This window comes from Kitasatospora sp. NPDC059146, from assembly GCF_042786665.1.
Classification (GTDB): Bacteria; Actinomycetota; Actinomycetes; order Streptomycetales; family Streptomycetaceae; genus Kitasatospora.
Genome location: NZ_JBHZCY010000008.1, coordinates 89,817 through 106,214, shown reverse-complemented (window position 1 = coordinate 106,214; position 16,398 = coordinate 89,817). Strand labels below are relative to the sequence as shown.

The following is a 16,398-nucleotide window of genomic DNA, read 5'->3' as shown; positions in this document are numbered from 1 at the left end:
CCCACGTTCAGGTGAGTGCCGAGAACCGGGCGACGACCTCCGGGTCACGGCCGCTGCCCGAGGCGAGCCGCTCGCCGTCCGGGCCGAGGTGGTGGATCCGGTAGTGCTGCGGCGCCATCGCGGTGTCCCGGCCGGGGAGCGCGGCGACCACCGCGCGGTGCACGTCGGCGGGGGTCAGGTGGGGGTCGGCGGTGGTCAGGTCGACGGTCAACCTGCCGTCCTCGACGGTGACCCGACAGTCGGGGCGGAAGGCCGGAGCGGGGTCGGGGCCGCCGCCGGGTCCGGTGTCCGGGCCGGTGTCCAGGCCGGTGTCCAGGGCAGTGTCCAGGGCGGTGTCGAGTGCGGCACCGACCAGGCCGCGGACGGCCGCCAGGTCGATCCGGGCCCCGTCGACGAGTTGCCAGTCACCGCCGCTCGCGTCGCCGCCGGCAGCAGCAGCAGCAGCAGCAGCAGCAGCGGGCGGACCGGGGGCCGCGTGCAGCTCGGCGAGCGGGACGGGCCCCACGGCGGCCTTCGCGAGCAGGTCGAGCAGGGCCCGGGCGAAGCGCTCGGTCTCCTCGGGGTCGAGCACCTGGGGGCAGGAGATCAGGGCGAAGTCGAGGCTCCCGGCGATCCGCAGGATGGTGAACATCAGCCGGACGGGCAGCGGCGGGGCCGGCAGCGGGGTGAGTTCGGGGTCGGCGGTGGCGGCCGGCTGGGCGTCGGCGACGGCGGCCGGGATGGTGAGGCTCAGGTCGTTGACGACCACCTGGCGGGCGAACCGGGAGCCGCGCACGTGTGCGGCGTCCTCCACCAGCTGCCAGACCTGCTCGGCGTCCAGCACGCTGTGCCAGTAGGCGCTCAGCGAGGCCGACTTGGTGCGCCCGATCAGCTGGTCGAGGTCGGCGGTGCCGGTGTCGAGCAGGATCAGGGCGTCCTGGGCGAGGGTGCCGACGTGGTCGAGCAGCGCGGCGCGCTGGCGGTTGGCGGAGAGCGCCGAGACGGCCAGCTCCGCACGCCCGGCCCGCTGGGCGACCAGGGCGGAGAAGGCGGCGAGCAGGACGACGGAGGGGCTCGCGCCGGTGCGGCGGCAGACCGCGGCGAGGTCGGCGGCCGCGGTGCGGGAGCGCACCATCAGGGCGGCGGGGCCGCTCGGCGGGCCGGTGATCCGGGAGTCGGCGAACACCACCTGCGGGCCGCTGCCCAGCACCCGGGCCCAGTGCCGCAACGCACCGGCCGCCCGGCGGCGGCCCTGCGGGCTCTGTTCGGCGGCGGCGATCTGGATCGGCGTCGGGGCGCTGACGGGCGGGAGCTCCTTCCCGGCCGCGAGGGCGTACCAGTCCTGGATCAGCAGCGCGGTGGCCGCGCCGTCGGCACCGGCGTGGCAGACCACGGCGATCAGCCGGAGCAGCCGCTGCCCGTCGACGAGCAGGGTGAAGCGGATCCTCGGCACGATGTCCAGAGGGACCGGCACCGCGACGTCGGCCTGACCCAACTCAGCTGCCAGTGCGTCGAGTTCACGGACATCCAGACCACCCGCCTCGACCGCGGTGACGGCGAACCGGCCGTCCCCGCGCACCACCTGGCTCACCGGGAAGGCGTCCGGACCGGGGCCAGGCGGGAAGGAGGTGCGCAGCGACTCGTGCCGCTCGACCAGCAGCCGCAGCGCGTCCAGGCCGGCGGCGAGCGAGGCGCCGGGCGGCACGGGCCAGACCGACTCCTTGTTGATCGCCTCGGGGGCGTCGCGCCGGATGCACCGGATCATGTTGTCCTGGCCCCGGGTGAGCGGCCCCGAGCCGCCGGTCGTCGCGGCGAAGCGGACGGTGATCCGCCGGTGCGCCCGGGCCGGGCCGTGCGGTGCCGCCTCGTACGGGTCGGCGTCGTGCGGATCGGCGTCGTGCGGGTCGGTCTGGTGCGGGTCGGTCTCGTGCGGGTCGGCAGCTCGCGGTGCAGCGTGGTGCGCAGTCACGTCGTACGTGCCCTTCGGCTCGCCGGGAAGGTCTCAGCGGGGAGTACGGGCGGACGCTACCAGCGGCCGCCGGTGATCGTCCAGGCGAGCCGACGGTCAATCAACTCGCTGACCAGAAAAGGGAGTTGACCTGATCAGGACAGTCTCCGAGCAGAGCGACGGCAGCCCGGTACGGCTCCGGGACGGACACGTCGCGCAGCCCCACCGGACCGGCCCCGAGCGGGCCGGGATCCGCCACCGACAGCGGGGAGGGGCCCGCCACGGACACCCCGAGCGCCTGGACCAGCCGCCCGCCGTACGCCTTCACGCAAGCCTCCCGGCGACACCAGAGCACGGTGAACCGGGCCGCCCGCTCGGCGGGCTCGGCCGCCTCCGCGACGAAGCGCGCCTCCTCGAAGGGGAACCAGCGGGCCGCCATCCGCTCGGCGAGCCGGGCCTCCCGCAGCCGCTCCACGTCGACGCCGACCGCCCGGCCCTCGGCCAGGGCCAGCACCGCCAGCGACTCCGCGGCCGACCAGTTCACCCGTAACCCGCCCGCGCCCACCGGCTCCGGCTTGCCGTGCCGGCCCCGCCGCCAGACCACCTCGGCCGGGCGGATGCCGAGCCGCTCGGCGACCAGCTCCCGGACGGCGCCGCGCACCACGGTGAACCGGCTCCGCCGCACGGCGTCCGCCCGCACCGCGCGGGCCCGTTCCTCCGCGTCCAGCGTCCGCCACAGCCGGGCGACCACCTCGGCCGGCTGATCGGCGTCGATCAGCCGCAGGTCGACGGCGGTCACGGCTGGGCCAGGGTGCTCAGCACCCCGAGCCGGCGGTCCAGCCCGGCGACCAGCAGCGGGCGCCGCTGCGCCCGCCACTCGGGCAGCCGCTCGGCGAGCTCCGCCCACGGGCCGGTGAACGGCTGCGCGGCGGGCCCGTCGGCGGTGCCGGTCGCGTCCAGCACCGCCGCCCCGGGGCCCAGCTCCGCCGTCCGGGCCCGGACGGCGGACGCCGGGCGGTCGGCGGGGTGGTGCTGCTGCCGCACGGTCAGTCCCTCGCCCGGTTCCTCCTCGCAGACCAGCACCACCACGGCGTGCCGCCGGGGCAGCGCCACCGGCTCGGCCGGCTCGTAGTGCAGCGCGGTCTGTTCGGCGAGCACCACCACCGCCCGGCGGCAGGCTCCGGTGCGGTGGTACTCGGCGGCCAGCCGCAGGGCGGTGAAGGCCGCGGCGCTGCCCTGGTCGCAGACCGCGAAGGCCAGCGGCCCGCCGGGGACGGACCGGCTGAGCGCGAGCGAGGACGGTGCGCCGGGGCGCACGTCCGGGGTGTCGAAGGCGAGGATCAGCAGGTCCACCGGCTCGTCCTCGCCCACCGCCTCGCGCAGCAGCCCGGCGGCCAGTTCCTCGTAGGAGTGGCCGACGCCCTCGCGCAGCAGGTCCTCGCGCAGCGGCAGGCCGTACGGGCGGACCAGGTCCGAGACGAAGACCCGCAGGTCGGGGTCGAGCGAGGCCTCCGAACGGCCGTCGGAGCACCGGGCGAGGACCCGGGTGATCCGCAGTCCGGCCGGGGCGGGCGCACCGGTCGGAGCGGCAGGGCCGACAGGGGAACCGGGGGGACCGACGGGCACCCGGTCAGTCCTCGGCGATGAGGTGCCCGGCGACGTAGTCGGCCAGCTTGGTGACCGACCGAAGGTCGTCCTCGGTGATCTGCTCCACGTCCACCTGGATGTCGAGCGACTCCTCCAGCTCCAGGATGAGCTCGATGGTGCCGGCCGAGGTGAGGCCGAGGTCGTCGAACAGGCAGGCGTCCGCGGGGATCTCGGGCAGCTCGCGCTTGAGCACGCGTGGCAGGAGTTCGCCGATGCCGTGCAGGATCCGCTCGCGCAGCTCGGGGTCAGTGGTCTGGACCAGTGATTCTGACATGGGTGTCCCGTCCCGTCGTGCGTGGGAAGTGTGCTCTGGATTGACAACGTGGGAAACGCGCCCGGTGGTTCGAGCGGTCGACTGACGGAGCGTCAGTACTGCATCACCATCGCGGAGAAGGTGGCCCCGATACCGGCGGCGGCGATCAGGTAGTGGTCGCCGCGGCGGATCAGCCCCCGCGTGGTGGCGGTGTGAAGATTGATGAGGCTGTCCGCAGCGAAACTGTGCCCGACCGACAGCACGTTGTCCAGCACCACCTGGTCGAGCGGATAGCCGATCCGCCGCGCTATCATCCGCCACGACGCCTGGTTGACGTTGTGCGGAAGCACCGCGGCCAGGTCGGAGAGGTCCAGACCGGCCTGCTGGAGGGCGGCCTCGATCGCCTCCACCATGACGTTCGGGTACTCCCGCTGGTAGCGGGCGAGCAGCTCCGCGTCCTCGGCCAGCCGGCCGTCGAACTCCGGGCGCTGGCGCACCGCGAAGGAGCGCACCCGGTGCTGCGGCCCGTCCGCGCTGACCAGGCAGGCGGCCGCGCCCTCGGCGAAGATCCCGGTCTCCGGCACCACCTGGGCGTCCTTGGTGAAGGTCTTCTCCCCCGCCAGCACCAGGGCGAGGGCCTGCGGGTCGGGATCGCCGGCCAGCAGTCGGCCCGCCAGGTCGATGGCCAACAGGCCCACCGCGCAGGCGTGGTGGGTCACCGTGAAGGCGCTCGCGTGCGCCAGCCCACGGCCGGCGAGCACCTCGTGCAGGGGGTTGAGCGGGTAGGGCACGGCCACCGGCATGCTGCGGGCGTGGATCACGAAGCGGACGTGCTGTTCGCGTCCGCGCAGCTCCGGCAGGTCGTCGAGGGTTGCGTCGAGCAGGTCGGGCAGCGTCCCGCCCGGATCCAGCCGCAGCTGGTCCAGGCCGTGGAAGCGGCGGAAGAGACGGAGTTGACGTGGGGTCAGGCCGATGCGCTCGCCCACCGCCTCGATGGGCACGGCGTGTGGGGGGAGGTGAACGGCCACTGCCTCCAGTGCGGTCACCCGGGCTAGTATTCCGACGCCCGCCTGGTCGCACAAGTGATCTCGGGCGCTTCTCCTGCGCGACCGCCTCCTCGGGCGCCCTCGGAGCCGCCCTCCCCGGCCCCCCGCGCCACGCGCGGGCCGCTCCACCGGGGCCGCCGCGCCACCCCACTCCGCACCGCCACTGCGCACGTCACCCCGCACACCACTCCGCACGCCACTCCGCACCGTCGACCGGACGGGAGAACCTCCCATGTCAGACCGTGAACCAGCCCTCCCCGCAGAGCCGTTGAACCGGGTGTTGGCCGCCCTGCTGGCCGAGGTGGCCGGCGCGCCGCCCGCCTGGGCGGACCGGCTGGCCCCGCACGCCCGCCTGGACGGCGACCTGCTGCTGGACGAGTGCGAACTCGCCGAGCTGGCCGTCCGGCTGCCCGCACGCTTCGGCCCCGCCGCCGACCTGGCCGCCCTGCGGGCCGGACTGGACCTGGCCGCCCTGGAGGCGCTGACCGTCGCCGACCTCCAGGCCCTGCTCCCCGAGGAGGACCGCCGATGACCCGGTTCCTGCTGGTGATGCCACCGCTCACCGGACACGTCAACCCAGCCGCGGGCATCGCCGCCGAACTGACCGCACGCGGTCACGAAGTCGCCTGGACCGGCACGGAGTCGGTGCTGCGCCCGCTGCTCGGCCCGGACGCGCGGGTGCTCGGCACCGGCACCCGGGCCTTCCGGGCCCAGGGCGGGCACGGCCTGGCGGCGCTGCGCTCGCTCTGGGAGGGCTTCATCGTCCCGTACGCCCGGTTCACCGCGAAGCCGCTGGACACCCTCGTGCGGGAGTACCGGCCGGACGTGCTGCTGGTCGACCAGCACACCCCGGCGGGCGCCCTGGTCGCGCACCGGCACGGCCTGCCGTGGGCGTCCTTCGCGCCCGGGGCGATGGAACTGGGCCACCCCTACCGGGCGTTGCCGCAGGTCGAGGCCTGGATGACCGGGCTGCTGCGCGGCCTGTGGGAGCGGGCCGGGCTGCCCGCCGAGGAGTACCTGGACCCGCGCTTCTCCCCCGCCCTGGTGCTGGCCACCACCGGGCCGGCGCTGACCGGGAGCGCCGCGCCGCCGCACCACGCGCAGGTCGGGCCGGTGCTCGCGCCGCGCCCGCACGATCCGGACTTCCCCTGGCAGCGGCTGCTGCCCGGGCGGCGGCGGGTGCTGGTCACCATGGGCACGCTGGCCGGAGAGCTGGGCGCCGACTTCCTCGCCCGGGCCGTCCGGGCGCTGGAGCTGTGCGGCCCGCAGGTGCAGCCGGTGTTCGCGGCGCCGCGCGAGCTGCTGCCCCCGCCGTCCGAACTCCCCCCGCACGCGGTGGCGGTGGACCGGGCGCCGGTGCTGGAGCTGCTGGCACGCGGCGAGCTGGACGCGGTGCTCTGCCACGGCGGGATGAACACCGTGGGCGAGGCGCTGGCGCACGGGGTACCGCTGGTGACCGCGCCGATCCGGCACGACCAGCCCTTCGTCGCCGCGCAGGTGGCGGCGGCCGGGGCGGGCCTGCGGGTGCCGTTCGCCCGGGTCACGCCCGAGCGGCTGGCGGCGGCGCTCACCGCCGTACTCGACTCCACGGAGCACCGGGGCCGCGCGGTTCAGGTCGGCCGGGACCTGCTGGCGGGCGGCGGCGCGACGGCGGCTGCGGACCGGCTGGAGGCGCTGGGCCCTCGGCCTCAGCCCCCGGTGACCGCCCCGTGACCGCCCCTTAGCAGAACAGGTGATCACACGTCCATTGGTCTAGGCCATTGTCTCCGGGCCTGGTCCGCCTCTAGGGTGTCGCAGCAACACCGCCTTTCCCAGGCGCCGAGCCCGCCCTTTCCCGGGTGCCGTGGCAGCCCATCCCCGTACGGGAGTTCCGGTTGATCGAGACCGCGGGACTGCGCAAGTCCTACCGCAAGAAGACCTCCCGCCGAAGCGGCGAGGACTCCACCGTCGACGCCGTGCGCGGCATCGACCTGTCCGTCGCCGCCGGCGAGATCTACGGTTTCCTCGGCCCCAACGGCGCCGGGAAGACCACCACCCTGCGCATGCTGGCCACCCTGATCCGCCCCGACGGCGGACGGGCCACCATCGCCGGGGCCGACCTGTTCACCGACCCCGCCGGGGTCCGACGCCGGATCGGCTACGTCGCCCAGGGCGGCGGCACCACCGACACCGTCAGCGCCCGCGAGGAACTGGTGCTCCAGTCCCGGCTGTACGGCGCGGGCAAGGCCCGGGCCGTACAGGCCGCCGAGGACGCCCTCAAGGCCTTCGACCTGGGCGACTTCGGCGACCGGCCGTGCGCCACCTACTCCGGCGGCCAGCGCCGCCGGGTGGACATCGCCCTCGGGGTCATCCACCAGCCGCAGGTGCTGTTCCTGGACGAGCCCACGGTCGGGCTGGACCCGGCCAGCCGGGCGTACGTCTGGGAGGAGATCCGCCGACTGCGCACCGAGGGCATGACCGTGGTCGTCACCACCCACTACCTGGACGAGGCCGACGCGCTCTGCGACCGCGTCGCCATCGTCGACCACGGCCAGGTGGTGGTCGAGGGCACGCCCGAGGCGCTCAAGCGGGAGATCTCCGGCGACGTCGTGCTGCTCGGGCTCCTCCCGGGCGAGGACGTCGCCGAACGCGCCGCGGCGGTGCTCCGCCCGCAGCCGTACCTGCACCGGCTGGAGGCCAACGGCGACGAGGGGCTGCGGCTCTACCTGGAGGACGGCGCGGCCGCCATCCCGCGGCTGCTGCGCGCCCTGGAGGCGGCAGGCGTCACCCCCGGCACCGTGCAGCTCCAACGGCCCAGCCTGGACGACGTGTTCCTGGCCCGCACCGGCCGCTCGCTGCAGCAGTCCTGATCCAGCCCCACCGCCCTGCCTGCCCGACCCCCTGGGGAGACCGTGAAGCTCGCCCGCGACACCTGGCTGATCCTCCAGCGCCAGCTGCTGCTCATGATCCGCACCCCGATCTGGATCGCCGTCGGCATCATCCAGCCGCTGTTCTACCTGGTGCTGTTCGCCCCGCTGTTGAAGAAGGTGCTCACCCCGGACGGCTCCGGCAGCTACGCCGACACCTACCAGGTGTACGTACCGGGCCTGTTGGCCGTGCTGTGCATCTTCGGCGGGCTGTTCACCGGTTTCAGCCTGCTGGGCGAACTGCGGGCCGGGATCATCGAGCGCTCCCGGGTCACCCCGGTCAGCCGACTGGCGCTGCTGCTCGGCCGGGCCCTGCGCGAGATGGTGGCGCTGCTGGTGCAGGCCGTGCTGATCACCCTGATCGCGCTGCCGTTCGGCCTGCGGGTCAGCCCGCTGAACCTGCTGCTCGCCTACGTCCTGCTGGCCCTGCTGGCGCTGATGACCTCCGCGATCTCCTACGGGATCGCGCTGATGGTGCCCACCGACGCCGCCATGTCGCCGGTGGTGAACACCATCGCCCAGCCGATCGCGCTGCTCTCCGGGGTGCTGCTGCCGCTCACCCTGGCGCCGCAGTGGCAACAGCAGCTCGCCCGGTGGAACCCCTTCTACTGGGCGGTGGAGGGCATGCGCGCGCTGTTCTCGGGGCACGCCGGGGACCCTGCGGTCTGGCAGGGCCTGCTGGTGGTCGTGCTGATGACCGTCCTGGCGGTGTACTGGTCGGCCCGGCTGTTCTCCACCCGGGTGCGCTGACGCGGGTACGCCGACCGGAGGTACGGAAGGGGCCCGGCTCGCACCCGCGAGCCGGGCCCCGCTGCCGTCTCCGCCCCGCTCAGGAGCGGATGAACTCCGCCAACTTGGCGACACCGTCGATGATCTGGGCCTGCGTCAGCGAGCTGATCGAGAGCCGGAGCCGGTGCTCGCCGCCGCCCGCCGGGTAGAACGGCGCCATCGGCGTCCAGAGCACCCCGAACTCCCGGGCGCAGCGCTCCATGGCCGCGTCGTCGGCCCGGAACGGCACCGTCAGCACGGCGAAGAAGCCGCCCTCGGGCCGGTTCCAGTCCACCCCCAGCCGGCGCCGCTCGGAGGCCGGGAAGTGCCGGTCCAGCTCCCGCAGCAGGGTGTCCATCCCGGCCGCGTAGTGGGCCGTGGCACGGGCGTTGGCGGCCCGCAGGCTGCAGTCGTGGGCCAGCAGCATGCCGCCGATGACGGCCTGGCTGAGCGCGGGGGTGTTGACCGTCGTCATGCTCTTCACCTTGGCCAGTTCGTCGGCCAGCAGACTGCGGCGCCCGCCCGGGCCGGCCACCCGCTGGTCCGCGACCACGTAGCCGACCCGCGCCCCGGGGAAGCAGGTCTTGGCGAAGGAACCCAGGTAGACGACCTGGCGGCGGCGGTCCAGCGCCTTGAGGGTGGGCCGCGGGCCCGGGGTGCGGGCGAAGAAGCCGTACGGGTTGTCCTCGACGACCAGCAGGCCCTCCTCGGCGGCGGCGTCCAGCAGCCGGGTGCGGGCGGCGACCGGCATGCTGGTGCCCGAGGGGTTGGCGAAGTCCGGGACGACGTACAGGGCGCGCGGGCGGCGGCCCTCGGCCCGCACCTCCCGGGCGGCGGCGCGGACGGCCGCCGGGTCGGGGCCGCCGTCGGGGCCCTCGGGGACCGGCCGGGTGGTCAGGTCGAGCAGCCGGGCCGCCCCGGTCACGCCGACGTAGCAGGGCGAGCTGACCAGCAGCACGTCCTGCGGGCCGGCGCACAGGGCGCGCAGGGCCAGCAGCATGCCCTCCTGGGCGCCGACGGTGAGCACCACGGCCGCGGGGTCGACGGTGAGGCCCTCGTCGTTGGCGAGGGTGCGGGCGACCAGGTCGGCGATGATGCCCTTGGTGGGGCCGTACTGGAACAGCGCGGTGCGCACGGCGTCGCGGTCGAGGCCGCGGTCGGCCAGGTGGTCGAGGTAGCCGTCCAGGTAGGCGGGGACGTCCTCGGGTTCGAAGAAGCCCTCGTAGGGGCGGCCCGGGGCGAAGGAGACGGCGCCGGGGTAGCGGGTGGTGACTTCGTTGAGGAAGGTCATCGCGTCCAGCAGCGGGTCGGCGAGCGAGCCGTGCAGGTCGGCGAGGGCCAGGTCGGTCGGGTCGTCGGCGATCGTGCCGTCAGCGATCCGGTCGACGCCGGTCGGGTCGTGGTCGGTCGGGTCGTGGTCGGTCACCGCAGGGCCTCCCGGAGGCGGGCGGCCGCGTGGGCCTGGGCCTCGGCGGCGGCGTCCAGGGTGCCGGTCATGGCGAAGAAGCCGTGCGGCATGCCCTGGTAGCGGCGCAGGTCCACCGGGACCCCGGCCGCGCGGAGCGCCTCGGCGTACCGCTCGCCCTCGTCGCGCAGCGGGTCGTACTCGGCGGTGAGGACGGTCGCGGGCGGCAGGCCGGACAGGTCGGCGGCGCGCAGCGGGGAGGCGTACGAGGAGGCGCCGTCGGCCGGGTCGGCCAGGTAGTGGCCCCAGTACCAGGCGGCCGAGCGGCGGTTGAACAGCAGCGGGTCGTCGTGCTCGCGCAGCGAGGGGGTGTCGGCGGCGTGGTCGGTGTTGGGGTAGACCAGCAGCTGGTGGCGCAGCGTCGGGCCGCCCTCGGCGCGCAGCAGCAGGGTCAGGGCGGCGGCGAGGTTGCCGCCGGCGCTGTCGCCGCCGACCGCGAGGCGGTCCGGGTCGATGCCGAAGTCCGCGGCCCCGGCGACCAGTTGCTCCAGGGCGGCGCGGCAGTCGTGCAGGGCGGCGGGGAAGGGGTGCTCGGGGGCCGAGCGGTAGCCGACGGAGGCGGTGACGCAGCCGACGGCGTTGGTGAGGCGGCGGCAGATCGCGTCGCTGGTGTCGACCGAGCCGAGCGTCCAGCCGCCGCCGAACAGGTAGAGCAGGGCGGGCAGCGGGCGGCCGGGCGGCTCGGGCCGGTAGAGCCGCAGGGCGAGTTCGCCGCCGGGGCCGGGGATGCGGTGCTCCTCGACGGCGGCGACCGGCTCGGGGGTACCGGACGCGGCGCGGATGTCGGCGAGGTCGGCGGCGCGGGCCTCGGCGAGGGTGAGGGTGTAGAGCGGCGGTGCGCCGCTGCGCGCGCGGTGGGCGCGGTAGGCCTCGGCCTGGGGGTGCAGGGGCATGGGTGGCGGTCCGTTCGGTGGCCCGGCCGGGGCCGGGCGGCGGCTCGGCGGGGGTTCAGCGGGGTTGCGGCGGGGTTGCGGCGGGCTGTGGTCGGCCAGGGGTTCGGCCCCGGTTCAGCGGTCGGCCTCGACGTAGACGGTCTCGTCGGTGCGGAAGGCCGTGTCGAGGTCGGCGACGTCCGAACGGAGGCCCTGGCGGTAGGCGCAGTGCCGGATCTGGTCGGGGGTGAACCCGGCCAGGGTCAGCACGTGCCGCAGTTCGTCCAGGTCGTAGATCCACTGGTGGCCGTAGTACCGGAAGATCTGGTTGACCAGGAAGGCCGGCCGGGCGGGCATCGGCGGGCCGAAGCCCAGGGTGCCGAGCCGGCGGCGGTGCTTGCCGAGGAAGCCGTCGCCGGTGGCGTAGCCGACCAGGTAGCGGGCGAGGTCGGGGGTGGTGAGGCGCAGGACGCCGCCGGGGCGCAGGATCCGGCGGGCCTCGCGCAGCCAGCCGACCGCGACGGGCAGGGTGACGTGCTCGATCAGGTGCTCGGCGTAGACCCAGTCGACGCTGGCGTCGGCGAAGGGCAGCGGGCGGGAGACGTCCAGCTGGGTGAACCAGCGGTCGCCGTCGACCCGGTAGAGGGTGCCGGGCTCGGTGGCGGGGCCGGGCCCGCCGTCGGCCGCGGCGCCGCGCAGGGTGGCCAGGTCGGTGCCGAGGCCTTCCGGGTGGGCGGTCCGGAAGGCGGCGAACTCGATGCCGGTGAGACCGAGTTCGCGGAAGTCGTGGTGGTCGTGCGGCAGGGCGCCGGGGCGGGCTTCGAGGGTCTTGCAGGTGGCGACCTGGGCGCTGAAGGCGTCCAGGCGGGTCTCCAGCCCGTCCGGGTCGTCCCAGTCCCAGCCGGGGAAGCGGTCGTCGGTCCTGCTCGTCGGTTCGGTCATCGGTTCTCCTTCTGGAGGAACGGGCTGCGGGTACGGCGCGGTTCAGCCGACCGGGCGGGGCCAGCGCGCGAGGGCGTCGCGGCCCAGGTCGGCGAGCCGGGGGCGGCCCAACAGGGCCAGGGTGTGGTCGAGTTCCTCGTGCAGCAGGCGGAGTACCCGGTGCACCCCGGCCTCGCCGTCGACGGCGAGGCCCCACAGGGCGGGGCGGCCGATCAGCACGGCCCGGGCGCCGAGGGCGAGGGCGACGGCGATGTCGGTGCCGGTGCGCACGCCGCCGTCCAGGAGTACCGGGAGCTCGGCGGGCACCGCGTCGACCACCTCGGGGAGGGCGGCCAGGGCGGGCAGCGCGCCGTCGAGCTGGCGGCCGCCGTGGTTGGACACCAGGAGGGCGTCCACGCCGTGCTCGACGGCCAGCCGGGCGTCCTCGGCGGTCAGCACGCCCTTGAGGACCAGCGGCAGCCGGGTGCGCTCGCGCAGCCAGGCCAGGTCGGACCAGCTCAGGGTGGGGTCGAACTGCTCGCGGGCGTGCTCGGCGATGCCGGAACCGCCGTCGGTGGCGCGGTGACTGGCGGACATCAGGGTCTCGTCCAGGTTGACCGCGCGGACGGTGGGCGGGACGGCGAAGCCGTTGCGCAGGTCGCGCAGCCGACGGCCGATCCTGGGCGCGTCCACGGTCAGCACCAGGGCCCGGAAGCCGGCCGCCTCGGCGCGTTCGACCAGGGCGGCCAGGGCGTCGCGGCGGCGCAGCCAGTAGAGCTGGAGCCAGAGCGGGCCGGTGGCGGCCGCGGCGATCTCCTCCAGGGTGCGGCTGGCGAACATCCCGGCGACCAGCAGGGCGCCGGCCGCCCCGGCGGCGCGCGCGGTGGCGGTCTCGCCCTCCGGGTCGACCAGCCGGTGGTAGGCCATCGGGGCGATGCCCAGCGGGATCCGCAGCGGGGCGCCGAGCAGGGTCAGCGCGGGGTCGCAGGCCGAGACGTCGACCAGGGTGCGCGGGCGCAGTGCATAGTGCCCGAACACCTCCCGGTTCGCCGTCAGAGTGCGTTCCGCGCCGCTGCCGCCTTCGATGAAGTCCCAGATTTCCGGGGGGAGTCGGTCGCGTGCGGCGTGCTCGATCCCGGCCAGCGTGAGTGCTCCCACGGGCATCCTCGTTTCCCGGACGGCCACGCGCGGGCCGGTCCCGGTTCGGCAGCGTAGGAGCAACGAGCACATTGGTATAGACCTTGATTTGACCAAACGTCTGTGCCAAGGTCTGGCAACGGAATTGACCGTATTGGTTGAGAACGACGCCCATTGCGTCCATGTCAAATCCCCTCACTTGTTGTGGAGCCGCGTTGACCGGCTTTTCCCGCTTTTCCCTTCCGCTTTCCGCCCCGCCGCACGCCGACGCCCCGCAGGACTGGGTCGAACGGTCGCTGCTGGCCGGACCGGGCGGCGAGGAGTGCCTGCACTTCGGCGCACCCCTCGACCGGGACGCCCTGCGCGCCCTGGTCGAGGACCAGTGCGACCGACTGACCGCCGCCGGGCTCGGCCCGGGCGGCACCGCCGCGCTGCGGCTGCCGCCCTCGGTGGCCTTCGTCGCCGAACTGCTGGCCTGCTGGCGGCTCGGCGCCCAAGTCGCACTGCTCGACCACCGGTTGACCGACCACGAAGTGGACGCGGCGGTGGCCCGGCTGGCTCCGCAGGTGCTGGTAGGCTCCGCCCACCGGCCCGCCGCGGCGCTGCGCGGCTTCTCCGAGGTCGAGCCGGTCGCCGTCCCGCTGCCGGACGGGCTCCCGGCCCGCACCGGGCACGCCCTGATCCAGCTCAGCTCCGGGTCCACCGGCCCGGCCAAGGTCATCGCCCGCACCGCCACCGACCTGCTGCGCGAACTCGACTGCTACCGCAGGCTGGTGGAGTTCCCCGGCGAGGGCGAGCGGGTCGTCCTGCTGTCCTCGGTGGTGCACGTGCTCGGGCTGGTCGGCGGGCTGCTCAACGCCCTGCACGCCCGGGCCGTGCTCACCGTCCCGGAGCGGATGACGGCGGCCGGCATCCTCGCCGCGGTCGCCGCCGACCAGCGGCCGACCACCGTCGTCGGAGTGCCCTTCCACGCCGAGCTGCTGGCGGGGACGGTCACTCCCCCGGCGCTGCCGCAGCTGCGCCGGATGGTCGTCGCGGGCGAACTGGTCCGCCCCGGCCTGCCCGCGCTGTTCACCGAACGGTACGGCGTACCGCTCGGCACCATGTACGGCATGACCGAGACCGGGGTCATCGCCACCGACCTCGACGGAACGCTGCACCCCGCCAAGCGCCCCGTCCACGGCATGCGGATGCGGCTCGTCGCCGGCGAGCTGCAGCTCGGCGCCGCCACCTCCCCGTACCCGGGGCTGGACGACCCGGGCCGCTGGTCGGACGGCTGGCTGCACACCCGCGACGCCGCCGCCCTGGACGAGGCGACCGGCCTGGTCACCGTGCACGGCCGGCTCGACTCCCAGGTCTCGATCGGCGGATTGAAGGTCGACCTCACCGAGGTCGAGCAGACCCTCGCCGCGCTGCCCGAGGTCCGCGAGGCGGTCGTCGTCTTCGACGACGGGGCGATCGAGGCGTACCTGTCCGTCGAGGCCGGGGCCGAACCCGCCCTCCTCCAGGACGGGCTGGCCCGTCGGCTCGCCGCCTACAAGCGGCCGCGCCGCCTCGTCCTGCTGCCCGCCCTCCCCCGCACCGCCACCGGAAAGCTGCTGCGCGACCCGGCCGCCCTGCGCGACACCGCCGCGGCCACCGTGCGCTGACCGGACGCACCACCCGCCGGACACCCTCCGGACAACCCCGACAAGGAGCCCACTCATGCAGGACCGCATCCGCGCGTTCGTTCTGGCCGCCCTCACCGAGATGCAGTACGACGTCTCCGAGGTCACCGGGGACACCGACCTCGGCCCGGCCGGACTGGACCTCGAATCGCTCGCCCTGGCCGAACTCTCGGTGCAGGTCGAGGACGAGTTCGGGATCAAGTTCGACCTGGACGAGATGGAGACCACCGCGATGATGACCCTGGACGAGTTCACCGCCGACGTGGTCAAGCGGATCGACGCCCTCCCCGCCGCCACCGGCAGCGCGGCGTGAACGACTCCGCCCGCCCCGCGGACTCCGCCCCCGGGGCGCTCCCCGACCGGGCCGAGGTCCTGGCGATGCTGGCGGCGTTCGGGCAGCGCGCCGCCGACACCGTGCCCGAGGAACTCGGCTCGCTCGAACTGACCTGGCTGATCGCCGAGTTCGAGCAGCGCTACGGAATCCAGCTGGACCTGGACGACGAGCACTTCGGCGCCGTGCGGACGATCGACGACGCCACCGAGCTGCTGCGCTCGACGGTGCTGGCCGCCCGCGCCGGAGCGCGGCCGTGACCGGCACCGACACTGGCACTGGCACCGGCACGCCCGGCCCGCCGCCCCGGCCCGCCGCGCCCGGGCCCGTGGCGGTCGCCGCCCGCCCGGTCGTCACCGGCGTCGGGGTGCTCAGCGCCGCCGGACGCGGGCTCACCGCGCTGACCGAGGCCGCCGCCCACGGCAAGGCCGCGTTCACCGAGGTGACCCGCTTCGACGTGACCGGCCGGCGCACCACCCGGGCCGCTCTGCTGCCCGGGACGGTACCGCTGGCCAGCACCTTCCCGCTGGCCAGGGCCGTGCTGGAGGCGATCGGACAGGCCGGCCGGCAGGCCGGGCTGACCGCCGCCGAGGGCGCCGCGATGCCCGTCCTGCTCGCCCTGCACAGCGACGGGCGCACCCGCGCCACCGCCGACGCGGTGGCCGCCGGGGTCCGGGCGCACTGGGGCGCGCCGGGCGTCACCCGGGTGTACACCGGCGCCTGCGTGGCGGCCGCCACCGCGGTCGCCGACGCCGCCGCCCTGGTCGCCGCCGGTCGGCACGAACGGGTCCTGGTCGCGGCCGGCCACCTGGTCGAGCCCGGGGTGTTCGCCGTCTTCGACGCCGGACGCGCCCTGGCCCGGGACGGCGAACTGCGCCCGTTCAGCGCCGGCCGCACCGGCACCCTGCTCGGCGACGCGGCCGTCGCCGTCCTGGTCGAGTCCGCCCCGGCCGCCGAACGGCGCTCGGCTCCCGCACTCGCCCGGCTGGCCGGCTGGGGCCGGACCGGGGACGCCCACCACGTCTGCCGACCGGAGCCGGACGGCACCGGGGTCGCCCGGGCGATCGAGGCCGCACTGGGCCGCGCGGGCATCACCCCGGACCAGGTCGGCTACGTCAACGCCAACGGCACCGGTTCCGAGCTCGCCGACCGGGCCGAGGCCACCGCCCTGCACACGGTGTTCGGCCCGCACACCGACCGACTGCCGGTCAGCTCCAGCAAATCGGTGCACGGCCACGCGCTGGAGGCCTCCGCCCTGCTCGAACTCGCCGTCACCGTCGGAGCGTTGGAGAGCGGACTGACCCCGGTCAACGCCGGTTGGCTGGGCCCCGACCCCGACGTCCGGCTGGGCCTCGTGCTGGACGGCCCGCACACCACCCGCCCCGACTACGCGCTCACCCTCAACTCGGCCTTCGGCGGGGCCAACACCGCCCTGCTGCTGGCCGCCGCCTGACCCGG

The 16,398-nt window shown here is 75.2% G+C and carries 17 protein-coding genes; 8 read left to right on the top strand and 9 right to left on the bottom strand.

Annotated elements, in window-relative coordinates; genetic code table 11:
• Positions 1-7 precede the first annotated feature (7 nt).
• From ACFXPX_RS05595 to ACFXPX_RS05575, 5 genes are all read right to left on the bottom strand, one after another.
• Positions 8-1,948: a condensation domain-containing protein gene (locus ACFXPX_RS05595; protein ID WP_380639654.1), complete on the bottom strand. Its 1,941-nt coding sequence runs from the start codon at positions 1,946-1,948 to the stop codon at positions 8-10.
• Positions 1,949-2,048: 100 nt separating this feature from the next.
• Complete coding sequence (locus ACFXPX_RS05590) at positions 2,049-2,726, bottom strand: 4'-phosphopantetheinyl transferase family protein (RefSeq protein WP_380526459.1); 678 nt, start codon at positions 2,724-2,726, stop codon at positions 2,049-2,051.
• Complete coding sequence (locus ACFXPX_RS05585; RefSeq protein WP_380639652.1) at positions 2,723-3,553, bottom strand: hypothetical protein; 831 nt, start codon at positions 3,551-3,553, stop codon at positions 2,723-2,725. The genes ACFXPX_RS05590 and ACFXPX_RS05585 overlap by 4 nt, the downstream gene beginning before the upstream one ends.
• A 4-nt stretch (positions 3,554-3,557) precedes the next feature.
• Entirely contained in the window at positions 3,558-3,848 is a 291-nt protein-coding gene (locus ACFXPX_RS05580; RefSeq protein ID WP_375886946.1) for a phosphopantetheine-binding protein, read from the bottom strand.
• A gap of 92 nt (positions 3,849-3,940) precedes the next feature.
• Positions 3,941-4,873, bottom strand: coding sequence for a 3-oxoacyl-[acyl-carrier-protein] synthase III C-terminal domain-containing protein (locus ACFXPX_RS05575; RefSeq protein ID WP_375886944.1), 933 nt, complete (start codon positions 4,871-4,873; stop codon positions 3,941-3,943).
• Between the two features lie 232 nt (positions 4,874-5,105).
• Here ACFXPX_RS05575 and ACFXPX_RS05570 point away from each other — a divergent pair, with 232 nt between their 5' ends.
• From ACFXPX_RS05570 to ACFXPX_RS05555, 4 genes are all read left to right on the top strand, one after another.
• Entirely contained in the window at positions 5,106-5,405 is a 300-nt protein-coding gene (locus tag ACFXPX_RS05570) for a hypothetical protein (RefSeq protein WP_380639650.1), read from the top strand.
• Complete coding sequence (locus ACFXPX_RS05565) at positions 5,402-6,586, top strand: glycosyltransferase (protein WP_380639648.1); 1,185 nt, start codon at positions 5,402-5,404, stop codon at positions 6,584-6,586. The genes ACFXPX_RS05570 and ACFXPX_RS05565 overlap by 4 nt, the downstream gene beginning before the upstream one ends.
• A 161-nt stretch (positions 6,587-6,747) precedes the next feature.
• Complete coding sequence (locus ACFXPX_RS05560; protein ID WP_375886937.1) at positions 6,748-7,722, top strand: ATP-binding cassette domain-containing protein; 975 nt, start codon at positions 6,748-6,750, stop codon at positions 7,720-7,722.
• A 42-nt stretch (positions 7,723-7,764) separates the two neighbouring features.
• Positions 7,765-8,529, top strand: coding sequence for an ABC transporter permease (locus tag ACFXPX_RS05555; RefSeq protein ID WP_375886935.1), 765 nt, complete (start codon positions 7,765-7,767; stop codon positions 8,527-8,529).
• Between the two features lie 79 nt (positions 8,530-8,608).
• On the opposite strand, the gene ACFXPX_RS05550 is transcribed toward ACFXPX_RS05555, so the two are convergent.
• The 4 genes from ACFXPX_RS05550 to ACFXPX_RS05535 all read right to left on the bottom strand — a co-directional run bounded on the left by ACFXPX_RS05550 (position 8,609) and on the right by ACFXPX_RS05535 (position 12,969).
• Positions 8,609-9,910, bottom strand: coding sequence for a PLP-dependent aminotransferase family protein (locus tag ACFXPX_RS05550; RefSeq protein WP_380526476.1), 1,302 nt, complete (start codon positions 9,908-9,910; stop codon positions 8,609-8,611).
• Positions 9,911-9,969: 59 nt separating this feature from the next.
• A complete protein-coding gene (locus ACFXPX_RS05545; protein WP_380526449.1) occupies positions 9,970-10,905 on the bottom strand; it encodes an alpha/beta hydrolase in 936 nt (311 codons plus the stop codon).
• 114 nt (positions 10,906-11,019) lie between these two features.
• Positions 11,020-11,826 carry a class I SAM-dependent methyltransferase gene (locus ACFXPX_RS05540; RefSeq protein ID WP_380526447.1) on the bottom strand — a complete coding sequence of 269 codons (807 nt, stop codon included), beginning with the start codon at positions 11,824-11,826 and terminating at the stop codon, positions 11,020-11,022.
• A gap of 42 nt (positions 11,827-11,868) precedes the next feature.
• The gene (locus ACFXPX_RS05535; protein WP_380639646.1) at positions 11,869-12,969 is read right to left on the bottom strand and encodes an alpha-hydroxy acid oxidase; all 1,101 of its coding nucleotides are present in this window, start codon (positions 12,967-12,969) and stop codon (positions 11,869-11,871) included.
• Between the two features lie 188 nt (positions 12,970-13,157).
• Between ACFXPX_RS05535 and ACFXPX_RS05530 the strand changes: the two genes are divergently transcribed.
• Genes ACFXPX_RS05530 through ACFXPX_RS05515 form a run of 4 tightly spaced genes read left to right on the top strand, consistent with a single transcriptional unit; the run spans position 13,158 to position 16,393 of the window.
• Positions 13,158-14,591, top strand: a complete 1,434-nt coding sequence (locus tag ACFXPX_RS05530) for a class I adenylate-forming enzyme family protein (protein WP_380639644.1) — start codon at positions 13,158-13,160, stop codon at positions 14,589-14,591.
• A gap of 55 nt (positions 14,592-14,646) precedes the next feature.
• Positions 14,647-14,922: an acyl carrier protein gene (locus tag ACFXPX_RS05525; RefSeq protein ID WP_360243150.1), complete on the top strand. Its 276-nt coding sequence runs from the start codon at positions 14,647-14,649 to the stop codon at positions 14,920-14,922.
• Positions 14,919-15,200 carry an acyl carrier protein gene (locus ACFXPX_RS05520; RefSeq protein WP_380639642.1) on the top strand — a complete coding sequence of 94 codons (282 nt, stop codon included), beginning with the start codon at positions 14,919-14,921 and terminating at the stop codon, positions 15,198-15,200. The genes ACFXPX_RS05525 and ACFXPX_RS05520 overlap by 4 nt, the downstream gene beginning before the upstream one ends.
• The gene (locus ACFXPX_RS05515) at positions 15,197-16,393 is read left to right on the top strand and encodes a beta-ketoacyl synthase N-terminal-like domain-containing protein (protein ID WP_380639640.1); all 1,197 of its coding nucleotides are present in this window, start codon (positions 15,197-15,199) and stop codon (positions 16,391-16,393) included. Before ACFXPX_RS05520 ends, ACFXPX_RS05515 begins: the two co-directional genes overlap by 4 nt.
• Positions 16,394-16,398: the final 5 nt, after the last annotated feature.